This is a genomic window from Microbispora sp. H10885 (assembly GCF_014161415.1).
Classification (GTDB): domain Bacteria; phylum Actinomycetota; class Actinomycetes; order Streptosporangiales; family Streptosporangiaceae; genus Microbispora; species Microbispora triticiradicis.
Genome location: NZ_JABBWY010000001.1, coordinates 222,632 through 246,873 on the forward strand (window position 1 = coordinate 222,632; position 24,242 = coordinate 246,873).

The 24,242-nt window shown below is 64.2% G+C and carries 17 protein-coding genes; 12 read left to right on the plus strand and 5 right to left on the minus strand.

Annotated features, from left to right (window positions below; genetic code table 11):
- Positions 1-123: 123 nt before the first annotated feature.
- The 10 genes from HHX37_RS01050 (at position 124) to HHX37_RS01095 (ending at position 8,563) form a co-directional block, all read left to right on the plus strand.
- Positions 124-588, plus strand: a complete 465-nt coding sequence (locus tag HHX37_RS01050) for an ATP-binding protein (RefSeq protein ID WP_310740266.1) — start codon at positions 124-126, stop codon at positions 586-588.
- Positions 585-869, plus strand: a complete 285-nt coding sequence (locus HHX37_RS01055) for a hypothetical protein (RefSeq protein WP_182884197.1) — start codon at positions 585-587, stop codon at positions 867-869. The genes HHX37_RS01050 and HHX37_RS01055 overlap by 4 nt, the downstream gene beginning before the upstream one ends.
- 86 nt (positions 870-955) lie before the next feature.
- Positions 956-1,513 carry an ATP-binding protein gene (locus HHX37_RS01060; RefSeq protein WP_182884198.1) on the plus strand — a complete coding sequence of 186 codons (558 nt, stop codon included), beginning with the start codon at positions 956-958 and terminating at the stop codon, positions 1,511-1,513.
- Positions 1,510-2,031, plus strand: coding sequence for a 2'-deoxycytidine 5'-triphosphate deaminase domain-containing protein (locus HHX37_RS01065; protein WP_182884199.1), 522 nt, complete (start codon positions 1,510-1,512; stop codon positions 2,029-2,031). The genes HHX37_RS01060 and HHX37_RS01065 overlap by 4 nt, the downstream gene beginning before the upstream one ends.
- Before the next feature lie 25 nt (positions 2,032-2,056).
- The gene (locus tag HHX37_RS01070; protein WP_182884200.1) at positions 2,057-2,593 is read left to right on the plus strand and encodes a dCTP deaminase domain-containing protein; all 537 of its coding nucleotides are present in this window, start codon (positions 2,057-2,059) and stop codon (positions 2,591-2,593) included.
- A complete protein-coding gene (locus HHX37_RS37470; RefSeq protein ID WP_220502525.1) occupies positions 2,590-3,972 on the plus strand; it encodes a methyltransferase domain-containing protein in 1,383 nt (460 codons plus the stop codon). The genes HHX37_RS01070 and HHX37_RS37470 overlap by 4 nt, the downstream gene beginning before the upstream one ends.
- Before the next feature lie 24 nt (positions 3,973-3,996).
- Positions 3,997-5,076 (plus strand): NAD-dependent epimerase/dehydratase family protein, encoded by a 1,080-nt coding sequence (locus HHX37_RS01080; RefSeq protein ID WP_182884201.1) that lies wholly within the window; start codon positions 3,997-3,999, stop codon positions 5,074-5,076.
- A complete protein-coding gene (locus HHX37_RS01085) occupies positions 5,073-6,056 on the plus strand; it encodes a Gfo/Idh/MocA family protein (RefSeq protein ID WP_182884202.1) in 984 nt (327 codons plus the stop codon). Before HHX37_RS01080 ends, HHX37_RS01085 begins: the two co-directional genes overlap by 4 nt.
- Before the next feature lie 33 nt (positions 6,057-6,089).
- Complete coding sequence (locus tag HHX37_RS01090) at positions 6,090-7,640, plus strand: glycosyltransferase (RefSeq protein WP_182884203.1); 1,551 nt, start codon at positions 6,090-6,092, stop codon at positions 7,638-7,640.
- 110 nt (positions 7,641-7,750) lie between these two features.
- Positions 7,751-8,563 (plus strand): phosphotransferase family protein, encoded by an 813-nt coding sequence (locus tag HHX37_RS01095; RefSeq protein WP_182884204.1) that lies wholly within the window; start codon positions 7,751-7,753, stop codon positions 8,561-8,563.
- A gap of 971 nt (positions 8,564-9,534) precedes the next feature.
- On the opposite strand, the gene HHX37_RS01100 is transcribed toward HHX37_RS01095, so the two are convergent.
- Positions 9,535-9,768 carry a hypothetical protein gene (locus tag HHX37_RS01100; RefSeq protein WP_182884205.1) on the minus strand — a complete coding sequence of 78 codons (234 nt, stop codon included), beginning with the start codon at positions 9,766-9,768 and terminating at the stop codon, positions 9,535-9,537.
- 190 nt (positions 9,769-9,958) lie between these two features.
- On the opposite strand from HHX37_RS01100, the gene HHX37_RS01105 reads away from it, so the two are divergent.
- Together HHX37_RS01105 and HHX37_RS01110 are read left to right on the plus strand one after the other, a co-directional pair.
- On the plus strand, positions 9,959-19,837 hold the full coding sequence (locus tag HHX37_RS01105) for a LamG-like jellyroll fold domain-containing protein (protein WP_182884206.1): 9,879 nt from the start codon (positions 9,959-9,961) through the stop codon (positions 19,835-19,837).
- Positions 19,821-20,393 (plus strand): hypothetical protein, encoded by a 573-nt coding sequence (locus tag HHX37_RS01110; protein ID WP_182884207.1) that lies wholly within the window; start codon positions 19,821-19,823, stop codon positions 20,391-20,393. The genes HHX37_RS01105 and HHX37_RS01110 overlap by 17 nt, the downstream gene beginning before the upstream one ends.
- A gap of 112 nt (positions 20,394-20,505) precedes the next feature.
- On the opposite strand, the gene HHX37_RS01115 is transcribed toward HHX37_RS01110, so the two are convergent.
- Genes HHX37_RS01115 through HHX37_RS01130 form a run of 4 tightly spaced genes read right to left on the minus strand, consistent with a single transcriptional unit; the run spans position 20,506 to position 24,240 of the window.
- Positions 20,506-23,016: a LysM peptidoglycan-binding domain-containing protein gene (locus tag HHX37_RS01115; protein ID WP_182884208.1), complete on the minus strand. Its 2,511-nt coding sequence runs from the start codon at positions 23,014-23,016 to the stop codon at positions 20,506-20,508.
- The gene (locus tag HHX37_RS01120) at positions 23,013-23,435 is read right to left on the minus strand and encodes a pilus assembly protein TadG-related protein (protein ID WP_182884209.1); all 423 of its coding nucleotides are present in this window, start codon (positions 23,433-23,435) and stop codon (positions 23,013-23,015) included. Before HHX37_RS01120 ends, HHX37_RS01115 begins: the two co-directional genes overlap by 4 nt.
- Entirely contained in the window at positions 23,432-23,851 is a 420-nt protein-coding gene (locus tag HHX37_RS01125; RefSeq protein WP_182884210.1) for a TadE/TadG family type IV pilus assembly protein, read from the minus strand. Before HHX37_RS01125 ends, HHX37_RS01120 begins: the two co-directional genes overlap by 4 nt.
- Positions 23,848-24,240 (minus strand): TadE family protein, encoded by a 393-nt coding sequence (locus tag HHX37_RS01130; protein ID WP_182884211.1) that lies wholly within the window; start codon positions 24,238-24,240, stop codon positions 23,848-23,850. The genes HHX37_RS01125 and HHX37_RS01130 overlap by 4 nt, the downstream gene beginning before the upstream one ends.
- Positions 24,241-24,242: the final 2 nt, after the last annotated feature.

Sequence of the window (24,242 nt, forward strand, 5' to 3'; positions counted from 1 at the left end):
TGAATCCGCCGCACCTCTGATGCGGACTCACCACCCTTCGGCGCGGTCGCCTCTCGCTACCGCGAGTGACCGTGTCGCGACACCTTTGGGGCACCACACGCTCAGCAGAGGGAGGCGGATTTGGTGACTCTAGTCCGGGAATGGTCGGCCATCATTGCCGCCTGGCCGCTGCGAGAGGACGCCCGGGCAGCGGCTCAGGCGCGTCAGCTGATCCGAGGTGCGCTCACCGCCCTGGGCCTCCAGTCGGACCTGGTGGACGACGCCGTTCTCATGGTGAGCGAGCTTGTAGGCAACGCGGTGCTGTACGGAGATGCGCCCTTTGAGCTGGTGCTGCGGCCCGAGCAGGACGAGCTTCATGTCGAAGTGCTCGACGGCGGCACCATCAACCCGGTCATGCGCGTGGCCGGCCCCGAAGAGGAACACGGCCGCGGGCTCGCCATCGTGTGTGAGGTGTCGGGAGCCCGCTGCGGCTGCCGACATGACGTTCCGTTCCCGACGAGGGATGGCGTGTACGGCAAGTCCGTCTGGTTCGCCATTCCCAGGCGCGGTCAGATCGCGGTCCCCTGCTTCTCGGGAGACTCGTCATGACGATCGATCCCCAAGAGGCCGTCTCCTGGCTGGAGAAGCTGGGCGCCGAACTGGAGAGCCGGGGCTTCTCCGCCCGATTGCTCAGCGGCACGGACCGGGCACCCTCCCTGCGCGTCATCAACGTCGCGGCACCCGTGATGAGCGAGAGCGTGATGGTCGCCGCCGACGGTGATGGTGAGTGGTGCTTCTACTTCCCCTGGCCGGAGCGCATCGCCCCCGTACGCGATCTCGCTGTGGCAGTCGACCGCGTCGAGCGTGTGCTCGCCGAGGCCGGCCGATGAACCGGTGCGACGGCGTGGGGCCAGGGCCCCCGCCTGGCCCTCCGCCGTCGCGCCCTACCAATCCCTTCGCTGCTCAGGACCCTGCTGTGATCAAGGTTGCTCTGTACGGAAAGCCCGGCGCCGGGAAGTCGACGCTCGCCGAACTCCTCAACAGGGAGTTCTCGGCCATGGGCAGGCCGGTGGTGACCCTCAAGCTCGCCGCCCCGCTGTACACGCTTCAGGCCGTCATCCACACCTTCGCTGGGCGGCCGATGACGGACGGGAGCCAACAGGATGGGCTGCTGCTCAACGACCTGGCGGCTCACCTGCGCCGGATCAACCCCGCGGCGCTGACCGAACCGTTCGCCCGGCGCCTGGCCCAGGCCGCCGCCCTGCATCCGGACGGGGTGGCGCTGTGCGATGACATGCGGGCAGCGGACGTCGAGGCGCTGCGTGCTCTGCACTTCACTCTCGTCGAAGTCTCGGCACCGGAGGAGCTGCGCCGCACCCGCAAGGCCGCCCGCAACGACCTGTCGCCGGGCAACGACGACCATCCGACCGAGGCTGTACCGACCTGCGAGCCACACCATCGGGTGATCAATGACGGCGACGTGCACCTGCTGCGCCGTCGTGCTGCTGAACTGGCACGCGAGGTGCTGCGTTGATCCTCACCGGCTCCGAGATCGTGAAGCAGCGCGAGGCCGGGCGCATCACGATCGAGCCCTTCTCACCCGACCAGGTCAACCCCAACAGCTACAACTACCGTCTCGGGCCGGCTCTGCGGATTCACGAGAGCCCGGTCATCGACGCCCTGGGTGAGCACTCGCTGCGCGAGTTGCCCATACCTGACGATGGGTTCCTGCTCCGGCCCGGGAGCGTGTACCTCGGCACCACAGCCGAGCGCATCGGCAGCCCTGATTACGTGCCGTCGCTGATCGGCCGGTCCTCCCTGGGCAGGCTCGGTGTCTATCTGCAGGTCTCCGCCGACCTGGGGAATCTCGGCGCGGTTCACCACTGGACGCTGGAGATCGTCGCCTGCCAGCCGATTCGGGTCTACGCGGGCATGGTCGTCGGCCAGGTCTCCTTCTGGGCTGCCTCCGGCGAGAAGCGTCCCTATGACGGCCACTTCGGCCGATTCTCCGAGGCGGTCACTCCCTATCCCCGCTTGCTGGTCTCAGGTTGATGAAGTGATCAAAGGAGCCATAATCATGATCTTGACCGGGCCGGAGATCGCCCGCCAGCGTGACGCCGGGCGCATCACGATCGAGCCCTTCTCCCCCGACCAGGTCAATCCGAACAGCTACAACTTCCGGCTCGGGCCCGTGCTGAAGGTGTACGCGGACGAGATGCTGGACGTCCGCCGTCCCAACCCTGCGCAGGAGCTGACCATCCCGGAGACGGGGTTGGTTCTCAGGCCTGACCGGATCTACCTCGGCAGCACGGTCGAGGTGATGGGCAGCGACAGCTACGTCCCCATCATCCGAGCACGCTCGGGGATCGCCCGCCTCGGCCTGTTCGTCCACGTCACGGCCGACCTGATCGACATCGGCTCGGTCAACCAGTGGACACTGCAGCTACACGCCGTGCAGCCCGTCCGCATCTACGCTGGCCTTCTGATCGGCCAGGTCACCTTCTGGACGACCCAGGGCGAGGTCATCCTCTACAACGGCAAGTACCAGGGGACGAGAGGCCCGCAGGAGTCACGGATCCATCAGGACTTCCTGGCTTCCGGAGCGGCGGCGTGACGGCCGTGGTGAGCGCCGACCCGAGCGGCACCTGCCAGGACGAGACCGGCCGCCGCCTGGTGAGCGCCGCGTACGAACTGATCGCGACGCGCTACGTCCTCGCCCGCCATCAAATCGCCGCCGCGATCCTGGACGCCGACGGCGGCGTACACCTCGGCCTGCACCTCGACGCCATGGTCGGCCGGGCAGCCGTCTGCGCAGAAGCCGTCGCCCTCGGGACCGCGCGCATGGCCACCCGAGCAGCTCTGGTGGCGGTCGCCGCGGTCCGCTTCCCGAAGCCCACCGAGGAAGGGCCGGCTCGCATCGTCCCTCCCTGCGGGTTGTGTCGGGAACTCCTGCTCGACCACGCGCCCGACCTGAAGGCAGTGGTCCCCGTCGCAGGTGCCGGCAGGTGCATCCCGCTGGCCGGCCTGCTGCCCCACAAATACGTCGGCACGAAGTGGCCGGCACATCCCAACCCACCGTCCCTGAAAGGGAGCGCCATGGATTTCCGTACGCCGGAGGTCGACAAGCTCGCCGCCGAGGTCATCCCTGAGGAGTTCTTCGAGCTCTCCGCCAAGGACGCTCGGGACGTGTTCTTCGCGGACACCCGGATGCTGGACGGCAAGCAGCTCGCGCACAACCGCTACCGCACCAATCCCCTGTCACTGATCGACCACCTCGCTGAGCAGCTGGAGCTCTCCGGCTCCGAGGCTCTGCTCGACATCGGGTGCGGTAACGGGTTCGTCCTGGAGCAGCTACGCCCCCGCCTGGCCGACGGCCGCATCGCGGGACTCGATATCGCACCTGGCGTCCTGCGGGCCGCCGAAGCGCGGCTGGCCGGTGTCGCCACTCCATGTGAATGGGTGGAGAGGAGCGCTGACGACCTGTCGTGCTTCGACGACGACTCGTTCGACCGGGTCATCGCGACGTACATGATGCACTACGTCCCCGACATCGACCGCTGCCTCGGCGAGGTGAGACGCGTCCTGCGCCAAGGCGGCAAGTTCGTGCTCACCACCGACCGCACGGACTCCATGGTCGAGATGTACGAGCTGCACTTCGCCGTCCTGCGGGAGATGGACGCGCCGAAGCGGCTCTTCAAGGCCACGCCGAAGGCCCGGATCTCCCTGACCAACGGCGAGGAGTACCTGCGCCCGCACTTCCCGCACGTGGAACTGCGCGTCTGGCAGGACCAGCTGCGCTTCGCCAGAGCCGAAGCGTTCATGGCGTTCTACTCCGCCCACAACTACTGCTGTGCGGCGTCGGAGCCGGGAGATCTCGGCGAGGACTTCTTCGAGGAGCTGCGAGAGCGGGCGCGGGCGAGAGTCCAGGCCGTCATCGACAGCAACGGCTACTTCGCGCTCACCAAGTTCACCGGTTCCTTCGTCTGCTCCTGACCTGTTCGGAGAAAACGAGATCACATGGATCACTGGCTCACTGCCCTCAAAGGGTCACGCGTGCTGGTCACCGGCGGTGCCGGCCTGATCGGTTCGGCACTGCGCCGCACGCTGGAGACCGCTGCGGCGAGTGTCACCGTCCTGGACAACCTGAGCGGCTACGACAGGGCGACCCTCGCTCTGCTCGGCGTCGACGACCACGACCCCTCACTAAAGGTCGGCGACATCTGCGACGAAGACCTCGTCCGAGTCCTGGTGGACGAGAGCGACTACGTCATCCATGCAGCCGCGTACTCGACGGTCGCCGGCTGCACCCGCGATCCCGCGACCGCCTTCCACTCCAACATCGCGGGCACCGAGACGGTGCTGCGCGCCGTGGCCCGCTCTCGGCACGTGCGTCGCTTCGCGTTCATCTCCTCTGCCCAGGTCTATGGCCACGGGACCGCGGGAAGCGACGCTGTCCAGGTTTTCAGCGAGGACCAGCCGTACAGTCCGCTCAACCTGTACGCCGCCGCGAAGGCCTGGGGGGAGTGGCAGACGCGCTTCCTCCTGGGGTCCGCCCAGGTCGACCATGTCGTACTGCGCCCCTTCAGCGTCTACGGCGAGGGCCAGATCCCCAAGCCCGGCGCCTACTCGTGGGTGATCGCCCAGTTCGCGATGTACGCCACGATCGGCCAGCGCCTGCCGCTGAACAACGGCGGGCGCCAGGTGCGCGACTTCCTTCACGTGGAGGACGTCGCGACTGCCATCTGCCGGGCCCTGACCGCGGACACCGCCAGTGGAAAGACCATCAATCTCGGCACCGGCCGCGTCACCCCCGTACGGCGGGTCGCCGAGCTGGTCCGTGCCCACTTTCCGGATGCGCAGTTCCAGGACGCTCCCCGGCCCGCTCAGGACCCGCTCGGTGGTTGTGCGGACATCGCCTGCATGACCGAGGTTCTGGGTTGGGAACCGCAGATCACGGTGGAGAACGGCATCGCCCGCTATGTCGAGTGGCTCCGAGCCGTACCGGCAGCCATCCCCGACTGGCTCCGCAGCGAGCGCGACCGAATCGCGAGTTGGAACGGTGCCCCCGTTCCACGCTCAGCGGCGGAAGACAGATGACGAGACCCCTGCGGGTAGCGGTAGTCGGCCTCGGATGGGCCGGCAGCGTGCACACGAGAGTGCTTCGCTCGCTGGAGGGCGTCACTCTCGTCGCGGTCGCCGACATCGATCCGGCGCGCCGGGCGGCGTTCGACGGCGTACCCGCGGTGTCCAGCCTTGAGGAACTGCTTGAGCTGGAGCTCGACTACTGCGTCGTCGCGACGCCGACGGCGGAGCACGAGCCGATGGGACTGGCCCTTGCGGAGGCCGGGGTCCCTGCGCTCATCGAGAAGCCTCTGGGCGCATCTTTGCCGGCGGCGATGCGGCTGGTCAAAGCCTTCGAAGACGCAGGCCTGATCGCTGCCGTCGGGCACACCGAACGGCGCAATCCGGCGGTCAGAGAGCTGGGCCTACGCCTACGCGCGGGAGAGTTCGGCGCGGTCTACCAGGTCGTGACTCGCCGCCACAGTCCCTTCCCCGGCAGGGTTCGTGATGTCGGCGTCGTCACCGACATCGCCATTCACGACGTGGACCTGACGATGTGGCTCACCGGAAGCCAGATCACCTCCGTCGCCGGCAACGTCCGCTGTCTCGAGGGACGTGCCCACGAAGATCTGGCCATAGCCGCCATGCGCCTCAGTGGGGGTGAGATCGCCAACCTCCAGGTCAGCCGCATCTCGCCGTACAAGGAGCGGATGGTCGCCGTGCACACCGCTCAGGGCTGGGTGACGGCCGACGCTCTGACGCGCACCCTCACTCACTACGCACATGGCGAGCCGACGGTCTCCGCGCCGGGGAAGGTGACGAGCTACGAGGTGCCGGGCGCCGAGCCCTATCAGAGCCAACACGAAGCGTTCCGCGACGCGCTGCTCGGCCTTCCCAACGACATCGTGACGTTGCGAGAGGGCGCTGCCGCTGTCGCGGCAACCGAGGCGATTCTCAGCGCGGCCCACACGGGTGCATGCGTGACGCCGACCGACCACCTCCTCACACGCAGGTAACTTCCTCCTTCTTCGGGACATCGAATGCTCACTGTGGACACCGTCGTCCAGTTCTTCCCGCGTGGGGGCTCAGCCCAGGTGATTCGCTACCTTGGGCAGCAGCTCACCGGGCGGGGCCACCCCATCCGCATCCTCTGCGGCTCGCTGGGTTCCAGCGGCGACTTCAGCCACGCGCCCTCCTTCTACTCCGGCCTTCCGGTCGCCGCCATGGACTACAACCCGGCCGCCGCGGCGTACGCCGTCGGCGCGAGCAGCATGGACGGGCAAGCCGCGCCCTTCCACCCCTCATACGAGGACAGAGGGCACGACGCACCGGATCGCATGTTCACCGCCGTGGCCCCGAACACCATCGAGCACCTCATCGAAGCCTGGCAGTCGTTCCTACAGCGCCACCGGAGCGATCGCCCGAGTGTCGTTCACGCCCACCACCTGAGCCACCTGCAGGCCGCGGTTCGTCGCGCCTACCCCGGCGTCCCCGTGGTCACGACCTTCCACGGTACGGATCTCAAGCTTCTCGACCAGGCTCGGCAGATCAGCCGCTTCGCCGCCGCCCTCGGGATTCCGCTCACCACGCTGGCCGACGCTTCCGAGGACCCGGAGAACAGGCCAGCCGCACTCGACCACCTCTTGCAGGGGCTGCCGCTCGACGACGAAGCTCGCCAACGAGCAAGGGCGATCGACTGGCGGCTGTGGCGGTACGCCGACCTGTGGTGCCTCCAGATGAAGCGCTACGTGCGGCAGGCGGGTCGGCTCGTCGTGGTCTCGACGAGCGATCGCGCCGAGGTCAACCGCCTGCTCGGCGTTCCGGAGGACGACGTCACCGTGGTGCCCAACGGGGTAGACACGACGCGTTTCGTACCGCTCCATCTCGACGACCGGGAGCGCCTTTCCCGGATGCGCCGTTGGCTGGTCAAAGACCCGCGCGGCTGGGGACCGGGAGAGCAACCAGGCAGCATCCGCTATACGGAGGTGGACATCTCCCGAATGCTCGACGCCAGCGGTGCTCTGCGCCCTGTTCTGCTCTGGGTCGGCCGGTTCCAGCAGGTCAAGCGACTGAGCGTCCTGCTCGAAGCATTCGCCGTGGTCTGCCGGCAGGTCCATCCCGCGCCGGTCCTGCTGCTGTGGGGCGGCTATCCGGGGGAGGCTGAAGGCGAGCATCCCTTGATCACGGTTCGACGGCTCGACATTGAGCGGCACGTCTACTTCATCGGCTGGCGTGGCCATGACGAGCTGCCCGAGGGGCTCAACTGCGCCGATCTCATGGTGGCGCCCGCGGTCAACGAGAGCTTCGGCATGGTCTACATCGAAGCCGCTGCCTGCGGCATCCCGCCGATAGCCACCAACACCGGTGGCCCGGCCGGCATCATCACCAGCCATGGCCGCCGTGCTGACGGCTGGCTGGTGAAGCCAGACGACGTCGACGACCTCGCGGCCACCCTGGTCACCGCCCTGACCGATCCTGCGGAGCGGGCTCGGCGTGCCGCCAACGCCGTACGCAACACTCACCGCTCCTACAGTTGGACGGCGGTCGCCGATCGCTACCAGGAGCTGTACGAGCAGGCCACCGGCCGAAAGGCGGAGTGAGGGTGAGTGGCGGTGTAGGCGTGGGCGCGATCCCTTCTGGGCTAGCCTCGGGGACCAGCGACGACGGGGTTGTTCCGACCCGGGGCGCTTGGGGACCGCGGGAGGAAGACATGGCGACTCAGTCGAGCACCCACGGCATCGCGATGTCGGCCGACAAGGTCGTCAAGACGTACGCGTCCTGGGACCGCGGCGAGCACGAGCAGGAATGGCGTGCCCTGAACCTGCTCGCGCAGTACGCGCCCGATCTGGCTCCTCTTCCCCTGGAGGCGGACCTGCAGGCTGAGCCGCCGGTCATCGTGATGTCCAGGCTGGACGGGGTTCCGCTCCGAGGGCAGGCGGTCACGCCCGAACAGATCGAGGCCATGGCTGAGGCGATGAAGACTCTGCATGAGTCGGTCCCCGAGTCCGTGGTAGCCGGCCTGGCTCCGTCTCCGTGGAACCCGAGCGTGGCGGTGGCCAAGGCCCGACGGCTTCGTGCGGAGGAGCCGTATCTGGGCGAGGATCCGCTGGTGCTGCGGGCCTTCGCGGTGGGCGCCGAGTGGCTCGACAGCTCCCCGCTAGACGAGCTGGCTGCGGCAACGGTTACGCCAGTGCTCGGCCTGTCGGACGGCAACCTGGCCAACTACCTGTGGGACGGCAAGCGCGTCCGGATGGTCGACTGGGAAGACTCCGGCCGCAGCGACCGTGCTTTCGAACTCGCCGAGGTCATCGAGCACATTTCGCGCCTCGATGGGAATTTTGACGGATCGGTGTTGCTGGAACACCTTGATTTGCCTGCGGTAGAGACGGCCCGAGTGCAAATCTTCCGGTGCCTGCTCGCCTTCAGCTGGCTGTGCACGCTCGGCCCTGGTGGGCTTTTTTTCGAGCGTAACCCCGCCGGTAGCCTTGAAACGCAAGCAAACCAGGTGATCAGGATTCTGTAGCAGGAAAGACACACTGCATCCAGGTAATCTGCGAGTTCATGTCCAGGGCCGCAGGGTCGCAAGTCATGGTGGCCGTTGACCATTGCAGGCTCGCTAAGTCGTAAAATTTGAGCCTTTGCCGGGCGCCACAATAGGGCTTTTGTGTCAGCGAATACCCGCATGCCTGCCGTGGCTACCTTACGTCCGTAATAAGGCCTCGTACGACAGTGGCAGATTTGGTCACGTACATCATCGCAACGCGTAATCGCCAATCAAGGAAGCGGCGATAAATCTGGAACCATCATTGCGTCCCCAGGTGGCTTCCATGGTGGCGTGAGCGTGAGGTAGGCGCAAAAAGAATGAAGCCTAGCCGCCGCTTTGTCCAGAGTGATTTACCTCACATTTTATTCCCTCTTTACGCCGCCTTGATGATCGTTGTACCTTTTGATCACTTTTGTTGAAGATCGTTCCAGTGTTGCCGGGCCCTCCTAGCGCTCAGCTTCCAGTGGACACCACGCGTGCATGCCCCCTGGGCGCGACGGAGGTGGACGGGTGCGTCGGAGTCGGGTTGGCCTGGGAAAGCGCCAGCGGCGGTGGCTGCTGCGCGTCACGACGGTTGCCATGGTCGGACTTCTTCCTGGAACGTTGCAGCTTCCCGCGTACCCAGTTCCGGCGTCGACGCCGCAGGTCCTACACCTGTCCGATGTCACGTCCGGTGCGCCGGTTTCGCCGCCAGTTCAGCAGTCTGGCTCGGCGCAAGGGTTGCCGCACCTGGTCGATGCATCAACCACCGAGCCGAAGAACCTGCGAATTCCTGGTCCTCGCCCAAGCGATGACGGGAAGCGTCCAGAAGGTGGGCTGCCCCTGGAGAAGCGTCATGCGCCCACTGCCGAGCCGGCCGAAGGTGGTCTGGAGTCTCCTCCACCCCTTCCTGAAGAGATAACGGGCGACGAGCCCGAGCACCCAACGGCCCCCCCAGAGCCTGTGCGAGCTCAAGCGCTCTTCCTGAAGCGCTTGAGTCCTGCCAAGGCTGGATCACCAGGATCACGCGCAATTGTCGCGCGGACGATGCCGGTCAAGACGCTTGCGGCCGGCTCATCGAGCCTTGCCGCCGCCACAGTGACGGATTCCGTTCCCATGGTGTCGTCTTTGATGGCGTCTGGGACCCAGAGCGCGGGTGGATGGACGCTGTCATCGTTGACGCCGACCTTCCGAGCGACAATCACGGACCCGCTGTACCGCTCGTCCTACTTGGCCTACGAGGTTGAGCATGACCCGTCCGTGCCCACGCAAGGCTCTGGTCTTATCTCCACCGGCAGAGGCACGACGTCGGCGACCTCGGGATCTTCTGCCGATGTCAGCGTTCCCTCGGGGAAGTTGACAGATGGCTGGCTGATTCGGTGGCGTGTCCGTGGGGTGACGACGACGGGTGTTGACGGGCCGTGGTCGGATTGGCAGCTCGCGAAGGTTGATGTCACCAAGCCTTCCGTGTCCGAGTTGTCGGCAACAGGGATGAAAAACTCCGGATTCTGGACGTTGTCGTCACTGACGCCGACTTTCCAGGCGAAGGTGACAGATCTGTCGTTCTCTCGGAACTCCTACCTTGGTGCTGAGGTGGAGCATGATCCATCAGCGCCAACTCAAGGCTCGGGACTGATCTGGTCGGGGACCGGAACCAGTTCGACGTCGTGGGACACCTCTTATGCTTCGGTGTCGGTACCGTCGGGCAAGTTAACGGACGGCTGGCTGATTCGATGGCGTGTTCGTGCCGTAACGACCACGGGGGTCAATGGTCCGTGGTCGGAGTGGCAGTCGTCAAAGGTCGACACAAACAAGCCATTGGTGTCGGAATTGACGGCGACTGGGACGCAAAGTGCTGGCTTGTGGATGCTCTCCTCGCTGACTCCGAGATTCCAGGCGAAGATCACCGAGAAGTCGCTCTTCCCGTCATCGTCACTGAGCGTTGAGGTAGAGCATGATCCGTCGGTTCCAGATCAGGGGTCAGGGCTGATCTGGTCGGGGACCGGAACGAACTCGACGTCGTGGGACACCTCCTATGCTTCGGTGTCAGTACCGACAGGAAAGCTGACAGATGGCTGGCTTGTGCGGTGGCGTGTTCGCGCGGTGACGGCGACTGGCGTAACTGGCACATGGACGGACTGGCAGTCGTCGAAGGTCGACATCACCAAGCCATCGGTGTCCGAGTTGTCGACGACTGGTACGCAAAGTGCCAGTTTGTGGACGCTCTCCTCGCTGACGCCATCGTTCCGGGCGAGAATCTCAGATCAGATGTTCCGAGGTTCCTACCTCGGAGTGCAGGTGGAGCACGATCCATCTGTACCGAGTCAGGGTTCGGGGCTCATTTGGTCCGCAACGGGCACGACTGCTACCAGCCCTGATGCGCAGTACACGTCGACGTCGATGCCATCCGGCAAGCTGACCGACGGCTGGATTGTGCGCTGGCGTGTCCGTGGTGTGACGATGACAGGCGTCAACGGGCCGTGGTCGGACTGGCAGTTCGCGAGGGTCGACATCAACAAACCCTCTGTCTCGGAGTTGTCGACGACGGGGATGCAAGGCGCTGGGCTGTGGACGTTGTCATCGGTCACGCCAAGGTTCAGAGCGAGGATCACAGACAGCGTTTTCCTCCGAGACTCCTATTTGGGAGCGGAGGTGGAGCACGATCCGTCGGTGCCGAGTCAGGGCACGGGCCTGATCTGGTCGGGAACAGGCACGACGCTAACCGACAACTTCAACGACAATCCCTACACGACAGTGTCGGTGCCGGCTGGCAAGCTGACGGACGGCTGGTTGATCCGGTGGCGCGTCCGCGGTGTCACGATGACGGGTGTCAACGGGCCGTGGTCGGAGTGGCAGACCGCCCGGGTTTCCGTCAACAGGCCGGTCGGGACCGGCCTCGGCGTAGTTCCAGGCACTAAGACAGGAGATACCTCCTGGGTTCTGGCCTCATCGACGCCGTGGCTGTACACGAAGGTGACCGCCGCGGACGGATCGGGCTCCTACTTGAGCGCGGAAGTAGAGCACGACCCCTCGGTGCCTAGCCAGGGCACGGGGCTAGTTTGGTCCGGCACCGCGACCACGTCGTATGCGTCCGGTTCCAATGCCTGGATTCAGGTTCCGATCAACAAGCTCACCGACGGCTGGCGAGTGCGTTGGCGCGTCAGAGGTGTGACGACGACGGGTGTGACAGGGCCGTGGTCAGACTGGCAGTCCGCGACCGTGAGCGTTGACAAACCTGCCGTGGCTGCCGCGGGCATGACGCCTGGAACGGCGGGGGTGTCGTCGTGGACGACTGCAGCGCTTACGCCGTGGCTGTTCGCGACCGTGACCGACAGCCAGGGACGCAGTTCTTACCTTGGCGTTGAGGTTGAGCACGACCCGAGTGCGACCGAGCAGGGCTCGGGGCAAATCTGGGCTGGCACTGGCACTACTGCGGCTCCCGCTGGCTCCAAGGCTTGGGTGGTTGTCCCACAAGGCAAGCTGTCCGATGGCTGGAAAATTCGCTGGCGGGTTAGAGGTGTCACCACGAGCGGGGTCGGCGGCCCCTGGTCGGAATGGCAGTCAGCGAGGGTGTCGGCCTTGCCTTTTCAGACCTTCTCCCCTGCGGACAACACGCAAGTCGGCACGTTGAGACCGATACTGTCCGCGCACGCGCAATCCCCGGTCGAAGCCAAGGTTGTTTATTGGTTCCAAGTCTGCGCAGGCACCAAGGACCACTGGACCTGGTGCGAGAGCTCCAGCGAGTGGACCAAGGAGGGGACATTTGCCGTCCCGGCGAACAAGTTGCAGTGGGGCAAGACCTACTGGTGGTACGCCAAGGCTGCGACGAGCGCCACGACCGTGACCTCCTCCTGGAGGACCTTCACCACCGCACCGCAACAGGGGACTATCAACTCCCTTCTCACTGCGGGTACGGAAGGCCGGGAGTTCAACCATGTAAGCGGTAGCTACACCCGCTCCGTCACCGACCTGTCCATCGCCACCCCCGGCCTTCCCCTAGCCGTCACTCGCACATACAACAGCCTCGACCCTCGTTCTGACGGCGGATTCGGCTCTGGCTGGTCCACGAGATGGGACATGCGCATCCAGGACGAGGGGCAGGCAATCGCCTATCCATCGATGGTCGGCCACTGGCGCCTGGGCGACGTGGGGGGAAGCGTTTTTGCTGCGGACGCTTCCGGCCGGAGATACAACGCCGCCCTGGCCGCTGGCACGTCTCTGGTCCCGGGGAAGATAGGCGGTGCAGTCGCGAGATCCGGTGGCCCGGTCGCGACGGCGCCGGACCCTGTGCTGCGCACCGACGACAGTTACACAGTCGCGTCCTGGCTGAAGTTGGACGACCGGACGGGCTCCTACCAGGTGGCCAAGCAGAACGGCACCGCTCGAGCGCCCTACTACCTCGGCGTCGACCAGGCCACCGGCCAACTCGTGTTTGCCACCTATGCCTCCGATGCGGCAGGGGCGACCCGTACTGCCGCATTGTCGGAGACCAATGCCCCGGTCGGGGAGTGGTTCCACGTGGCGGGTGTGTACAACAAGACTGCTGGGTCGATTTCCCTCTACCTCAACGGCACGCTTGTGAAGACGGTTACCGGCGTTCCCGCGGGTTGGAACGCGACCGGCACTACCGTGCTCGGCGACATCAAGGGTGCCATCGACGACGTCAGGATGTTCCAAAGCGCGCTGACAGCAGCCGAAATCCAGGCGCTGGCTACAACGACGACGATCACGCCGCCTGCCACGGTACTGGCCACTTATCCTGACGGCAGCCAGCAGCGCTTTGCCTCGAAGGGCGATGGCACATATGCCTCCCCTCCGGGAACCTTCGCCACTCTGGTCAGCCTGGAGGACAGCGGCTGGCGATTGATGGACCGGTCGGCCACCTCCTACTGGTTCGACGCATCCGGGCGTCTCACGAAGGTCAGTGACAAGCGAGGCAACAGTCAGGACTTGGTGTATGGCACCGACGGCAGACTGTTGAAGGTCACCGCGACCGGTGGACGGTCGATCACCTTCACATGGACCGGTGCTCACGTGACCAGCGTCGCCACTGACCCTGTCGACGGCGTTCCGGTGGCGTGGAATTACGAGTACGACGGCGACAAGTTGGTCAAGGCATGCCCTCCGGCCGCCAATGGTTCCTGCACCACCTACACGTACACCGACGCCTCTAGGTACCGCAGCGTGGTGCTCGACTCCAGCCCAGCGGGATATTGGCGTCTCGGCGGCACCGCGACATCGCTGAACAGCAAGGTGCCCAGCTCCGTTGGTGTGGACCTTGGCGAGAGCGATGGCAAGCTGATGGGTACCACGGCCAACGCCACGGCGGGGGTGGCGGGAGCGCTGGCCGGTACACCAGATACGGCCATGACCTTCGCAGGGACTTCTGGTTCCGAGTATGTGGCACTGCCCGAGGCCACTGTCAGCGGGCTGGGTGGCAGCCTTTCGATCGAAGCCTGGTTCAAGACCACCGGCTCAGGCACGATTCTCGGCTACCAGAGCTCATCCGATGATTCGCCTCTGGCATACGCTCTGGGCATCTACGTTGGCACTGACGGCAAATTGCGTGGTCAGCTCTGGAACGGGGCCGTCGCCCCGATAACATCCCCGGCCAAGGTCAACGACGGAGTTTGGCATCACGTCGTGCTGTCTGGCTCGACAAACATTCAGACCCTGTTCCTGGACGGGCAGCCGGTCGGCGGGCTCGCCGGAAAGATCACGCTCGCCAGTGGTGCTGAGATGTGGGACACCCGCATCGGCGCCGGCTTCGGCTCCTCGGGCTGGCCGTCGACCACAGGATCATTCACAACCTTCCCGTTCGCCGGCAGCATCGATGAGGTTGCGGTCTACGACAAACCCCTTGGGCTCGCCACGGTCCGCACCCACTATGCCGCCCGGCTGGCTCAGCCACTGCTGACCAAGGAGACTCAGCCGTCGGGGCGGGTCCATGCCGAGAACACCTACGCTGCCGACGGTGGCCGGCTCAAGACGCACACTGACGGTGATGGCGGCACCTGGACCCTCTCCGACCTTTCCTACAGCAGGGACTCCAACACCCAGATTTCCGCCGCGGTCAGCGTGACCGACGCGGACAACGGCAAGCAGACTTACGTTACCGACGCCCTGCGTGGCAATCGAGCTGTCTCGGCCACCGATCAGTTGGGCAAGACCACTCGGTACGCCTATGACATCGGAGGCTTCCCAGCCAAGATCACCGATCCGAACGGCAATGGGACCGAACTGTCGTACAACGCGCGCGGCAACCTGATCGGAAGGAAGACCTGCCGCGCCACCGACGCCTGCTTCACTGAGTACTACTCCTACTACCTGAACATCGACGATCCCTTCGATCCACGCAACGACAAGGTCACCGCCTACCGTGACGGCAGGTCGGCCTCCTCAACGGATGACACCTACGCGGTCACCATGACGTACAACTCCAACGGGGAGCAGACGAAGAAGACCGTACCCGCCACCCCTGACTTCCCTCAGGGGCGCTTCCAGGTCACGGCTTTCACCGACGGCACTGAGCCAGCGATCGGTGGGGGAACCACCCCAGCGGGCCTGGTGAAATCCGACAAGGACTTCAAGGGCAACGAGACCAAGTACGCCTACACCTCCAACGGTGACCTCGCCGAGGAGATCAAACCAGCGGGGCTTGTTGAGAGGCACAACTACGACGCCATCGGCCGCCTTATCAGCGATACCGAGATCTCCAGCGCTATTCCCGACGGCATCACAACAACGTTCACCTACGATCCGCAGGGTCGGCCTCTTACCGTCACAGCTCCTGGTAACAAGAACGAGGTCACCGGGGTTACTCATACGGCCCGCGCGACCTATGGATACGACGCCGACGGCAGTCTAGTGTCGGAGTCCGTCACGGACCTGACGGGCGGCGACGCCGAGCGCAAGACGGTCTATACCTATAACACCTATGGCCGGCTCGAGACGATCACGAGCCCGGAAGGTGGGGTACGACACTACTCCTGGAATGATCGCGGATCCCAGACCAGCATGACCAACGAGCTGGGCACACAGTTTGACTACGCCTATACCCCTCGGGGCGAGTTGGCTTCGGAGACCTTGAAGGGGTGGACGGGCAGTCCAATCAGTCCGGCAACCGCCACCGACATCACTCTCGCTTCCTATGCCTACGACCCTGGGGGACGGCTGGCGTCCGAAGTCGACGCGATGGGGCGTAGGACTTCGTACACCTACTTCGGCGACGATCGGCTGTCGCAAGTCATTGCCGATGACGCGAAGTTGAACGGGCAAACCACGACCCAAGATGTCGTGCTGGAGGACAGAACTTACGACGGCGCGGGCAACCTAGTGCGCGAGCGGGTCAGCGGTGGTCTGGGCCGTACGGATTACGTCTACGATGCTGCATCCCGCCTGGTATCCCAAACCTTTGACCCAGACGGGTTAGCCCGGAAAGTCGCCTACGCCTACGACGCGGCCGACAACGTCACGCGGACGACCCTGTCTAAGGAAGGGGAAGCTCGCACGGAAATCCAGGAGTTCGCGTATAACGCCGACGGCCTAGTTACCCGCGAGACAGTGGACAACGGCTCTGAAGATCTGGTGACCAATTTTGATGTAGACGACCGTGGCCTGGTTACCTCGATCACCCAACCACGCGGCACGGCTCAGAATGCCAACCCGGCTGAATTCACATTTGATCTACGTTACGACATGCTCGGCCAACTCATCGAAGCAAGGGCTCCGCAGGTCAAGGTGGAGCGGAACCACTCTGTCGCTGATGCGCGCCCGAGCGTCCGCTTCGGCTACAACCTGGCTGGGGAGCAGACCCACATCGTTGATGGCGAAGGCAACACAACGACCTACTCCTTCGATCGTGCAGGTCGCCTCTCCACTGTCACGGCCCCGACCTACACGCCACCAGGGGGAGTTGCACTGACACCCCGCACGAGCTACGTCTACGATGCAGCGGGACAGGTAACGAAACGGACGGATCCGCGAGGAACCAGCACGGACTTCGTATACGACGCCCTCGGCAACCTGGTCCGCACAATCGACCCTGCCCCCACAAGCGGCGTCTCCCCCGGCAATTGGGATTACGGCTACGACCTGGCGGGAGAGCTCCTCTCTCTGGTGACGCCCACCGGAGCCCGCACGCAGGCGACGTACGACGATCTCGGGCGGCGTATCACGCAGACACAGATCGAGCGCTACCCGTCTGCTGCTGCGTACACGACCAGGTTCGAGTACGACGCTGCGGGCAACCTACTCAAATCGATCAATTCCGCCAACCAAACCTCCACCCAGGCAGTTAATGCCGCAGGCGAGGTGATAACGACAACAGACGCGCTGGGCAACAGTGCGAAGTACTCCTACGACCTCGCTGGCCGCGTTCTTAAGGTGACAGACCCGCTGGGGAACGAGACGGTCGCCGAATACGACCTGGCCGGCCGTCAGATTGCTGCGCTGGACCGGGACAGTTCTGGCACGACGCTCCGAACTCGCCGATTCGGATACGACCTAGACGGAAATCAGACCAGCGTGACCTCCGGCGAGGGGCACACGACCAGACGTCTGTTCGACGCAACTGGGCTGGTCACCCAACTCGTGGAGCCTGTATCCGCCACCGAAGCCACCACAACTTCTTTCGGCTATGACGCTAACGGAGCCCGGACTCGGGTCACCGACGGCCGCGGCAACGATACCTGGACGACCTACAACAGCCTCGGCTTGGTCGAATCACGTATCGAGCCGGCAACTGCCCAGCACCCTGCGCCAACCGATCGCACCTGGACCACCTCCTACGACGCGGCAGGTAATCCGGTGAGTGATCTGCAGCCGGGCGGAGTGCGGGTCGATCGCACCTTCGACAACCTGAACCAAGTCCTGCGTGAGGCAGGCTCAGGCGCCGAGGCGAGCACGCAGGACCACACCTATACCTATGACGCCGACGGACGGCGAACCCAAACTGGCGACCTCACCTTCACCTATAACGATCGCGATCTGATCACTTCGATCACCGGTGGTCAGGCCGCCACCTACCAGTACGATGCCCTCGGGCGCCTGACGCAGCGGGACGACGTCAACGGCAGAGCCACGTTCACCTGGGACAATGCAGACCGGCTTGCCAGCGCGCTGGACCCGGTATCGGGCCTGACGTTCAGTTATGAATACGACAAGGCTGACCGGCCCAAGTCGATTACGGCGGGCAGCAGGTGGACCCAGAGCTTCACCTACGATGCCTTGGACCGCCGCACTTCCCAGACCCTGAAGAACGCTTCCTCAAGTGACGTCGCGAAGATTGACTATGGGTACGATCTTGACGACCACCTGACGTCAAAGGTTTCTTCCGGCACAGCTGGAGCCGGGACGAACGCCTACTCCTACGACCGGGCTGGACGCCTGACTTCTTGGACAGCGCCTACCGGCTCGACCACCCAATACAAGTGGGATGCGTCCGGGAACCGCACTCAGGCTGGCGACAAGATCTCCACCTATGACGAGCGTAATCGGCTGGTCTCCGGCGCCGGAACCGACTACACCTACACGGCTCGTGGCACCCTCGCTACGAGGACAAAGGACGGAACTAGTGGGCAACTCACGTTCGATGCCTTCGATCGGCTGATCAGCGATGGTGACATAAGCTACGGCTATGATCACCTAGATCGGATGACCTCCCATACCGCCAGTGGATCTACCCAGAAGTTCCTGTATGCGGACCTGGGCAATGACATCTCCGCCATCGCCGACGGCGCGGGCACCGTTGGGACCCGTTATGGTCGCGATGTCAGTGGTAATCCATTGTCGAGCAAGGAAGGAAGCGGGCAAGCTCAAGCACTCCTCGCGGACTTGCATGGGGACATAATCGGCTCCTTCCAGGACAGCGGAGATTCACTTACAAGCTCGACCGAATTCAGTCCGTTCGGTGAAGTGACAACTCGCACGGGCGCCGTTGGTGCACTCGGTTTTCAGGGTGAGTGGACGGACCCCGGCAGTGGCGATGTCAACATGCATGCGCGTTGGTACCTTCCCGATTCAGGGCGCTTCACTTCAGCTGACACTTGGATTCTGGAACCGGATCCGTCCATCCAAGGTAACCGCTACAACTACGGTGATGGCGATCCGCTCACTACCACCGACCCAACAGGACATTATGCGGACAACGGGCCATCGATCTATCGGCCGCCGCCGGCGACTACTATCAACCTCAATAATCCAACCAATAAGTCATCTGGTTCGAATAAATCAACCTGTGGGACGGTCTGTAAAGGCGTCGCGAAAGGTCTCGCTAAACGCGTAAAGCCCGCATTGACCGCGCTTCAGATATATTGCATGTCCCACGCATGTACAACTGTCAAGCTCAAAAACATCTCCCACCCGAAGGTGGAGACCCCAATCCTGCCGCCGAGGGAGAGGTCCCCACTTGTTCCTGTGGCCCCTCGGCCTGCCCATAACAGGCCGCGTCCTACTGTCACCTATCCGAAGGGTGGAGGCGGTTGCGGGGCTAGCTGCACAGTGCAGGCACCTAAGCCGAAACCTGAGCCGGTGAGGGCGCCGAAGGTGGCCAAGAAGAGCTGCACGACATGCTTCGTGCAGCCAGCACCCGCACGCTCGGATGACTACACGCACGGCGTGTGCACGGTCATGCCACAGGATCAGTGCGGCCCTGCGGTGGTCGTCGATATCGACCGCGGCGGCGGGCAGGACAATCCGGGCCGCAGTGTCGGCGTCAGTGATGTGGACAGCGAACCAGAGGAGCAGAGCAGCGCTTCACCTGCGATTTTCGTGAATCCGCCTGCTGGCAATGACGGTGAGGGCTGTAAGCCCTATTCGACCTACGGGACTGACTCAATCGGTAGGCCTTCTGGCGCCTATGCCTTCTTCTGTGACGAGAAGGACACTGCGGGAGGATCTCCAGCGCAGCGTGACCCGAAATATTGGCCTGGTAATAATCCGGCGCATCCTGCTTACCCAAATGGCAAAGTGCAGCTTTATAGTCGGTGTCATGTGCTTGGGAATCAACTGGGCGGGACTGGGCTCGATCGGGATAACCTTGTACCCTGTTACTCTCACGTCAATAATGGACCAATGAAGCGCTTTGAAAACTCGATCAAGAAAGCAATTAAGGCCGGAGGGAAAGTTGCCTATTCGGTAAGTGTCATATATAATGGAATGGAGACGATCCCGAACAGATTCCGCATGACTGCGTATCATGAAGGCGGAGTCACTGCGGATGAGTGCGTGCACAACGATATGGCTGGGACGGTGACTGATGGCTGGACTTGCTGAATTCGCTGAAATTATTGGCCCTTCGAGCAAGCCTGCCCCCAGTGTGGACTGGGACCGGATCGAGGGCGAATTGGGGCTTGCTCTCCCGTCGGACTTCAAGCTGCTGTGTTCTCAATACCACACATTGGAGATTGATAGCTTTCTCCACCTTCGAATCGTCAATCCGATCGCTTATTCACCGAGGGCTGTTCGGGAAGGGATCCTCGAAACTCTGGCGGCCCTGCTACCGAATGATGACGTCGAACTTGAAGTTGTCGACGATGATAATATCGCCTACGAGGAGCGAGTATTTGCACAGTACCCCGCTAAGGGCGGTTTGCTTCCATGGGGGTTCACCTGGAACGGTGACCTGCTCACGTGGGAGACCGTGGGGGAGCCCGACAAGTGGGGGGTATTTGTCACAGATGGCGCTTATGGCTGGAGGCATGCCGAGGGCATGCTTGACTTCCTTGGAAAGGCCCTGGGTGGCACCATTCGGTGCCCCATTCTGCCAAACAATGGCTTAATGGATAATGCGCACTGGGAGTACACTCGTGAAGAGCTCGATGCGCAGTGAGGTCCTTTGGGGCAATGTCGTGACAGCTCGAGAACGCGTGGTTGTCGTCATCGCGATCGGCGAAGGCTCGATATATCCATTGGTTTTGTTTTAGAAGTGCAGATTCGCTAGCTCAGTCCTGGCGGAAAAGATCGGTCAGGAGCCTCTCTGTCCGTGCGCTGGTTGCGATACTTAGCCCATGCTGGCGCTGCCGGAGGAGTTTTGTGGTCCTTCTCGCGTCATCCCTGCGGCCGAGAGCCAGCTGTAGGCGGATGATGAGGAGATAAGTTTCTTCAACATCGGGGTCGAGGTTGCGAGCTCTCTCTAGAGCATCCAGGGCCTTCTCGGGATACTGGTGAGTATAGAGCTCCGCGAGCTGACTAAGGACGTCGGCCTGTGAACGGGTCAGCGGGTAGCGGTGCTCGTCGAGCCACTCTGTCTCCAGACCGTGCGCCAACTCCCCGTTGCATGACTCCGCGGCCTTAAGGAGCGCCGACAGCTTGGCAGCAGGCTCGGAGGCTGCTTTCAGTCCCTCCAGAGCCGCCAGATAGTCCCAGAGATCCACGCTGACCAGGGCTGGGTCGATGCGGTACGTGGCACCTTCCTGGGTGGTCGACGCGTTGATAAACGGCGCCCGCTTCCGCTCGGGGTTCTCGTACCCAGTTGCGGTGACGAGCGCGTTCCGAAGGTGTCGAAGCGTGTTGTGCACGTCCTTGCCCGTGTCCTCGGGCCACAGGGCTGTGGTGAGCTGGTCGCGAGTGACTCCTGTGGGATGGAGAGCGAGGTACACGAGGGCGTTGAGCTGAAGCCAGCCCAGCTCAATCGGGTTCGACCGACCGTGCACATGGACAGTGGGTGGGCCGAGCACCGAGAGGCGAACCAAGTGCGAGCCAGACCAGCTTTCAGGTACTGAACTCGGAGCAGGCCCTTCCACGACGGCCGCCGGCTCCTCCTGGGGCAGCAGTTCTCGTAGATGAGCTGTTGCTTCCTCCCCGCTGATGTGGAAGAGCTCGGCGCCGGAGATCACGTCGGCGAGCTGGCCCTCGACCTTGACGACCTGGTGGTCCTTGCTGATCTCGCAGGTCGTGCCGCACGGCCAGTCGCCGAGAAGCAGTGCGGCGACTGCTGCCGTCGAGGGCGCGACCAGCGGAGCAGAGACGCGGTCGAACACCTCGTCGTCGACTTCGGCTACAAGGACGATGGTCGGCAGAACTTCTCCGGGATCCCGCTCGCGCAGTTCCTCGATGTTGCTCGCCTCGCGTTCGAGCAGCATGTACTTCCGGGTGAAGTACGTCTGCTCGAAGTGCTGCAGCGCGGCATCCGCTGTCGGCACGACCACCAGCCCAGGTAGGGCGTCGCTCATCGCGTCCAGTTCCTCGGCGGGAATCCCGGTGATGGCCTCCGCCAGCTCACTGCACACCACGACCTCGATGCGGAAGTTGCTTGACTGCCGGACCATGTCGACCAGGAGGTAGCCAGCGACATCCTGAGCGCCGTCGCCGGTGAGGCTCAGCCCGGGGCCGGTGAGCGCAATCTCGACTGGAGAACCGTCAGCGCGCCTCCCGATGGAGAGCTTCTCCGGTACGTCGATCGAGTGCGCATCACGTAGGAGCTCGATGTCAGAGGGGAGCTGCTCGCCGCGTTCAGTGAAGCTGCGAATGTGGGCGCGGCGGGCTTCGGCCACGGCAGGATCTGGTTTCGGCTCAGGCGTGACGACGACAGGATCGGATGCCGGCGGCGGGGTGTGGCGTCGGCGTCGGCGCAGCCGGTTGGCCACGTACGCCGTGCTGATGCCCGCGGCATAGCCCAAGGCCACCAGAGAGCCTGACTCCAACTCGACGGCACTCCGGCCATCCTGTTTCACAGAGGTGTGCAGCGGTGCCTGAGCGGACTCTGCCAGCTCATGCCGACCCTCCACCTGGACAGCAGGGGGACGAGATGCCGACTCCGCTGGTTGCTGAGTCCCCAAAGGGCGGGACGTATCGCGCTCAAGCTTCCTGCCCTGGTGTGGGAGCCTGAGCTTCCAACCAGGCTGGATGACCCCAGGGTTGCTGAATCTGCGCCCATCTGGCTGCGGGGAGCCGGCGTTGAGCTTCCAGATCTGCTTCCATCGTCTCGGGCTACCGAGCTTGTCGTCAGCGATCTCCCACAGACTGTCGCCCTGCTCCACCTGGTAAACGGGCTCATGCGCCGCTGGCGGCTCGATCCGGACGACGTCACCACCGAGAGCATGCGATGGCGCCATGGCGACGACAGGAGGCGGAGCCGCCTCCGCCGCCACGGCCGCTGGGGCAGTGGCGACGAGCGAGGCGGAAGCCACCAGGTAGGCAGCCAGACGTTGCAGCCCGCCCAGGCCGGACAGCCGGGGAGCGAGCCTGGCCCCCATGAGCCGGGCACCGATCTCGAAGAGCACCGAGAGCGAGAACGCCGCCCATGCCGCCCAGGCGATGAGCTCCAGGACGGCGATGAACAGGGTGCCGTCATCGCGGGCGGTGAGCCTCTGCCCGATTTCCTGCAGCGTTGGGATGTGGTCGGGAAGCGGGAAGCCGACGAGCCGGTAGAAGAGGATCGGGAAACCGACAACGGTGGCGGTGAGCACGATCGCCGCGACCAGTGCTCGTAGCAGGCGAGACAGCGTCATCATTTGGGCCTTTCGACGCCGGAGACGAGATCAGCGGTGGCGGTCGCGGTCATGGACACCGAGGAGAGACCGACGAGCGAGAGCAGCCACGTCGGCTTGGTGACGGTGACTTGCACTCGGATCGAGTTCGGGCCGGAGAGGCCGACGGTGCCGGGCCGGCCAGTAGCACTGAGATACGCCCGCGCTGCGCGTACGGCGGCGCCGCGATCGACGATGAAGTCCCGGCCCTCGTACGCGGCGCGCCGGTCGATCTGACCGGCTCCGGCGCGGGCCGCTTCCTCGGCGATGCCCACTGCCTCCCAGCCCGCCCGCAACTTGGTGCCCCCATCTACCGCGAGGCCGATGAAGAGCATGAGCACGAGAATGAAGACGAGCGCGTACGGTGTGATCGATCCGCGTTCGGCCTCGTAGGGCGCACTCACGATTCCCTCCCGCGGTACGGGTCCAGCGGGCTGGTGAAGGTGGCTCGCCGGGCGACGCTCCCTGGCAAGCCGGGGAAGGCCACGTCATCGAGCGGCACGGAGCAGGAGACGGTTGCCGAGACGGTCGCGGGGCTCCCTACCGGTCGGCTGAACCCCGAGATGCTGATACGGACGCTTACCGAGTCGCATCGGACACCGCGGTTCCTCAACGAATCACGAGCGCTCGACTCCGCCGTCCTGCCGGCCTCGGCGGCCGACCGGGCGATGGACGCCTGACGAGCGGCATCTCGCGCGGCCGCCTCCACGGCCGCGCTGGCGACCGTGATCCTCCCTCCGGCCACGCCGAGCAGGATGACGATGACGATTGCCGTGATGGCGAGCATCGCTTCCACCGTTGCGCTGCCACGGTCGTTCATGACACTTGCCCTGGTGTGGTGAAGCGCTCGACAGCTCCCGCAGCCTCCTCCGAGACCTGGATCGAAGGCAGGAACGGCACCAGGGAGAGCGCACGACCCTGCACAGTCACCCGCACACTCGTCGCATCACCTGCACTGCTCGTGCTGATCGAGTGAAGGAACCCGCCCGCCGTCCGCTCCGCGTAGCTCCTGGCCACGCCTGCGCCGGCCGTACGCGAAGCGCCGTCAGCCCGTGCGGCCCGGACGCCTTGCTGAGCAGCGGCGAGCGCGACCGACTGCGCGAAGAACAGCAGGCAGAGCTGCATGCAGACGAGGATCGTGAACATGACAGCAGGCAGCGCGATCATCACTTCTGCGGAAATCGAGCCCTGCTCGTCTCTGCGCCTCACGC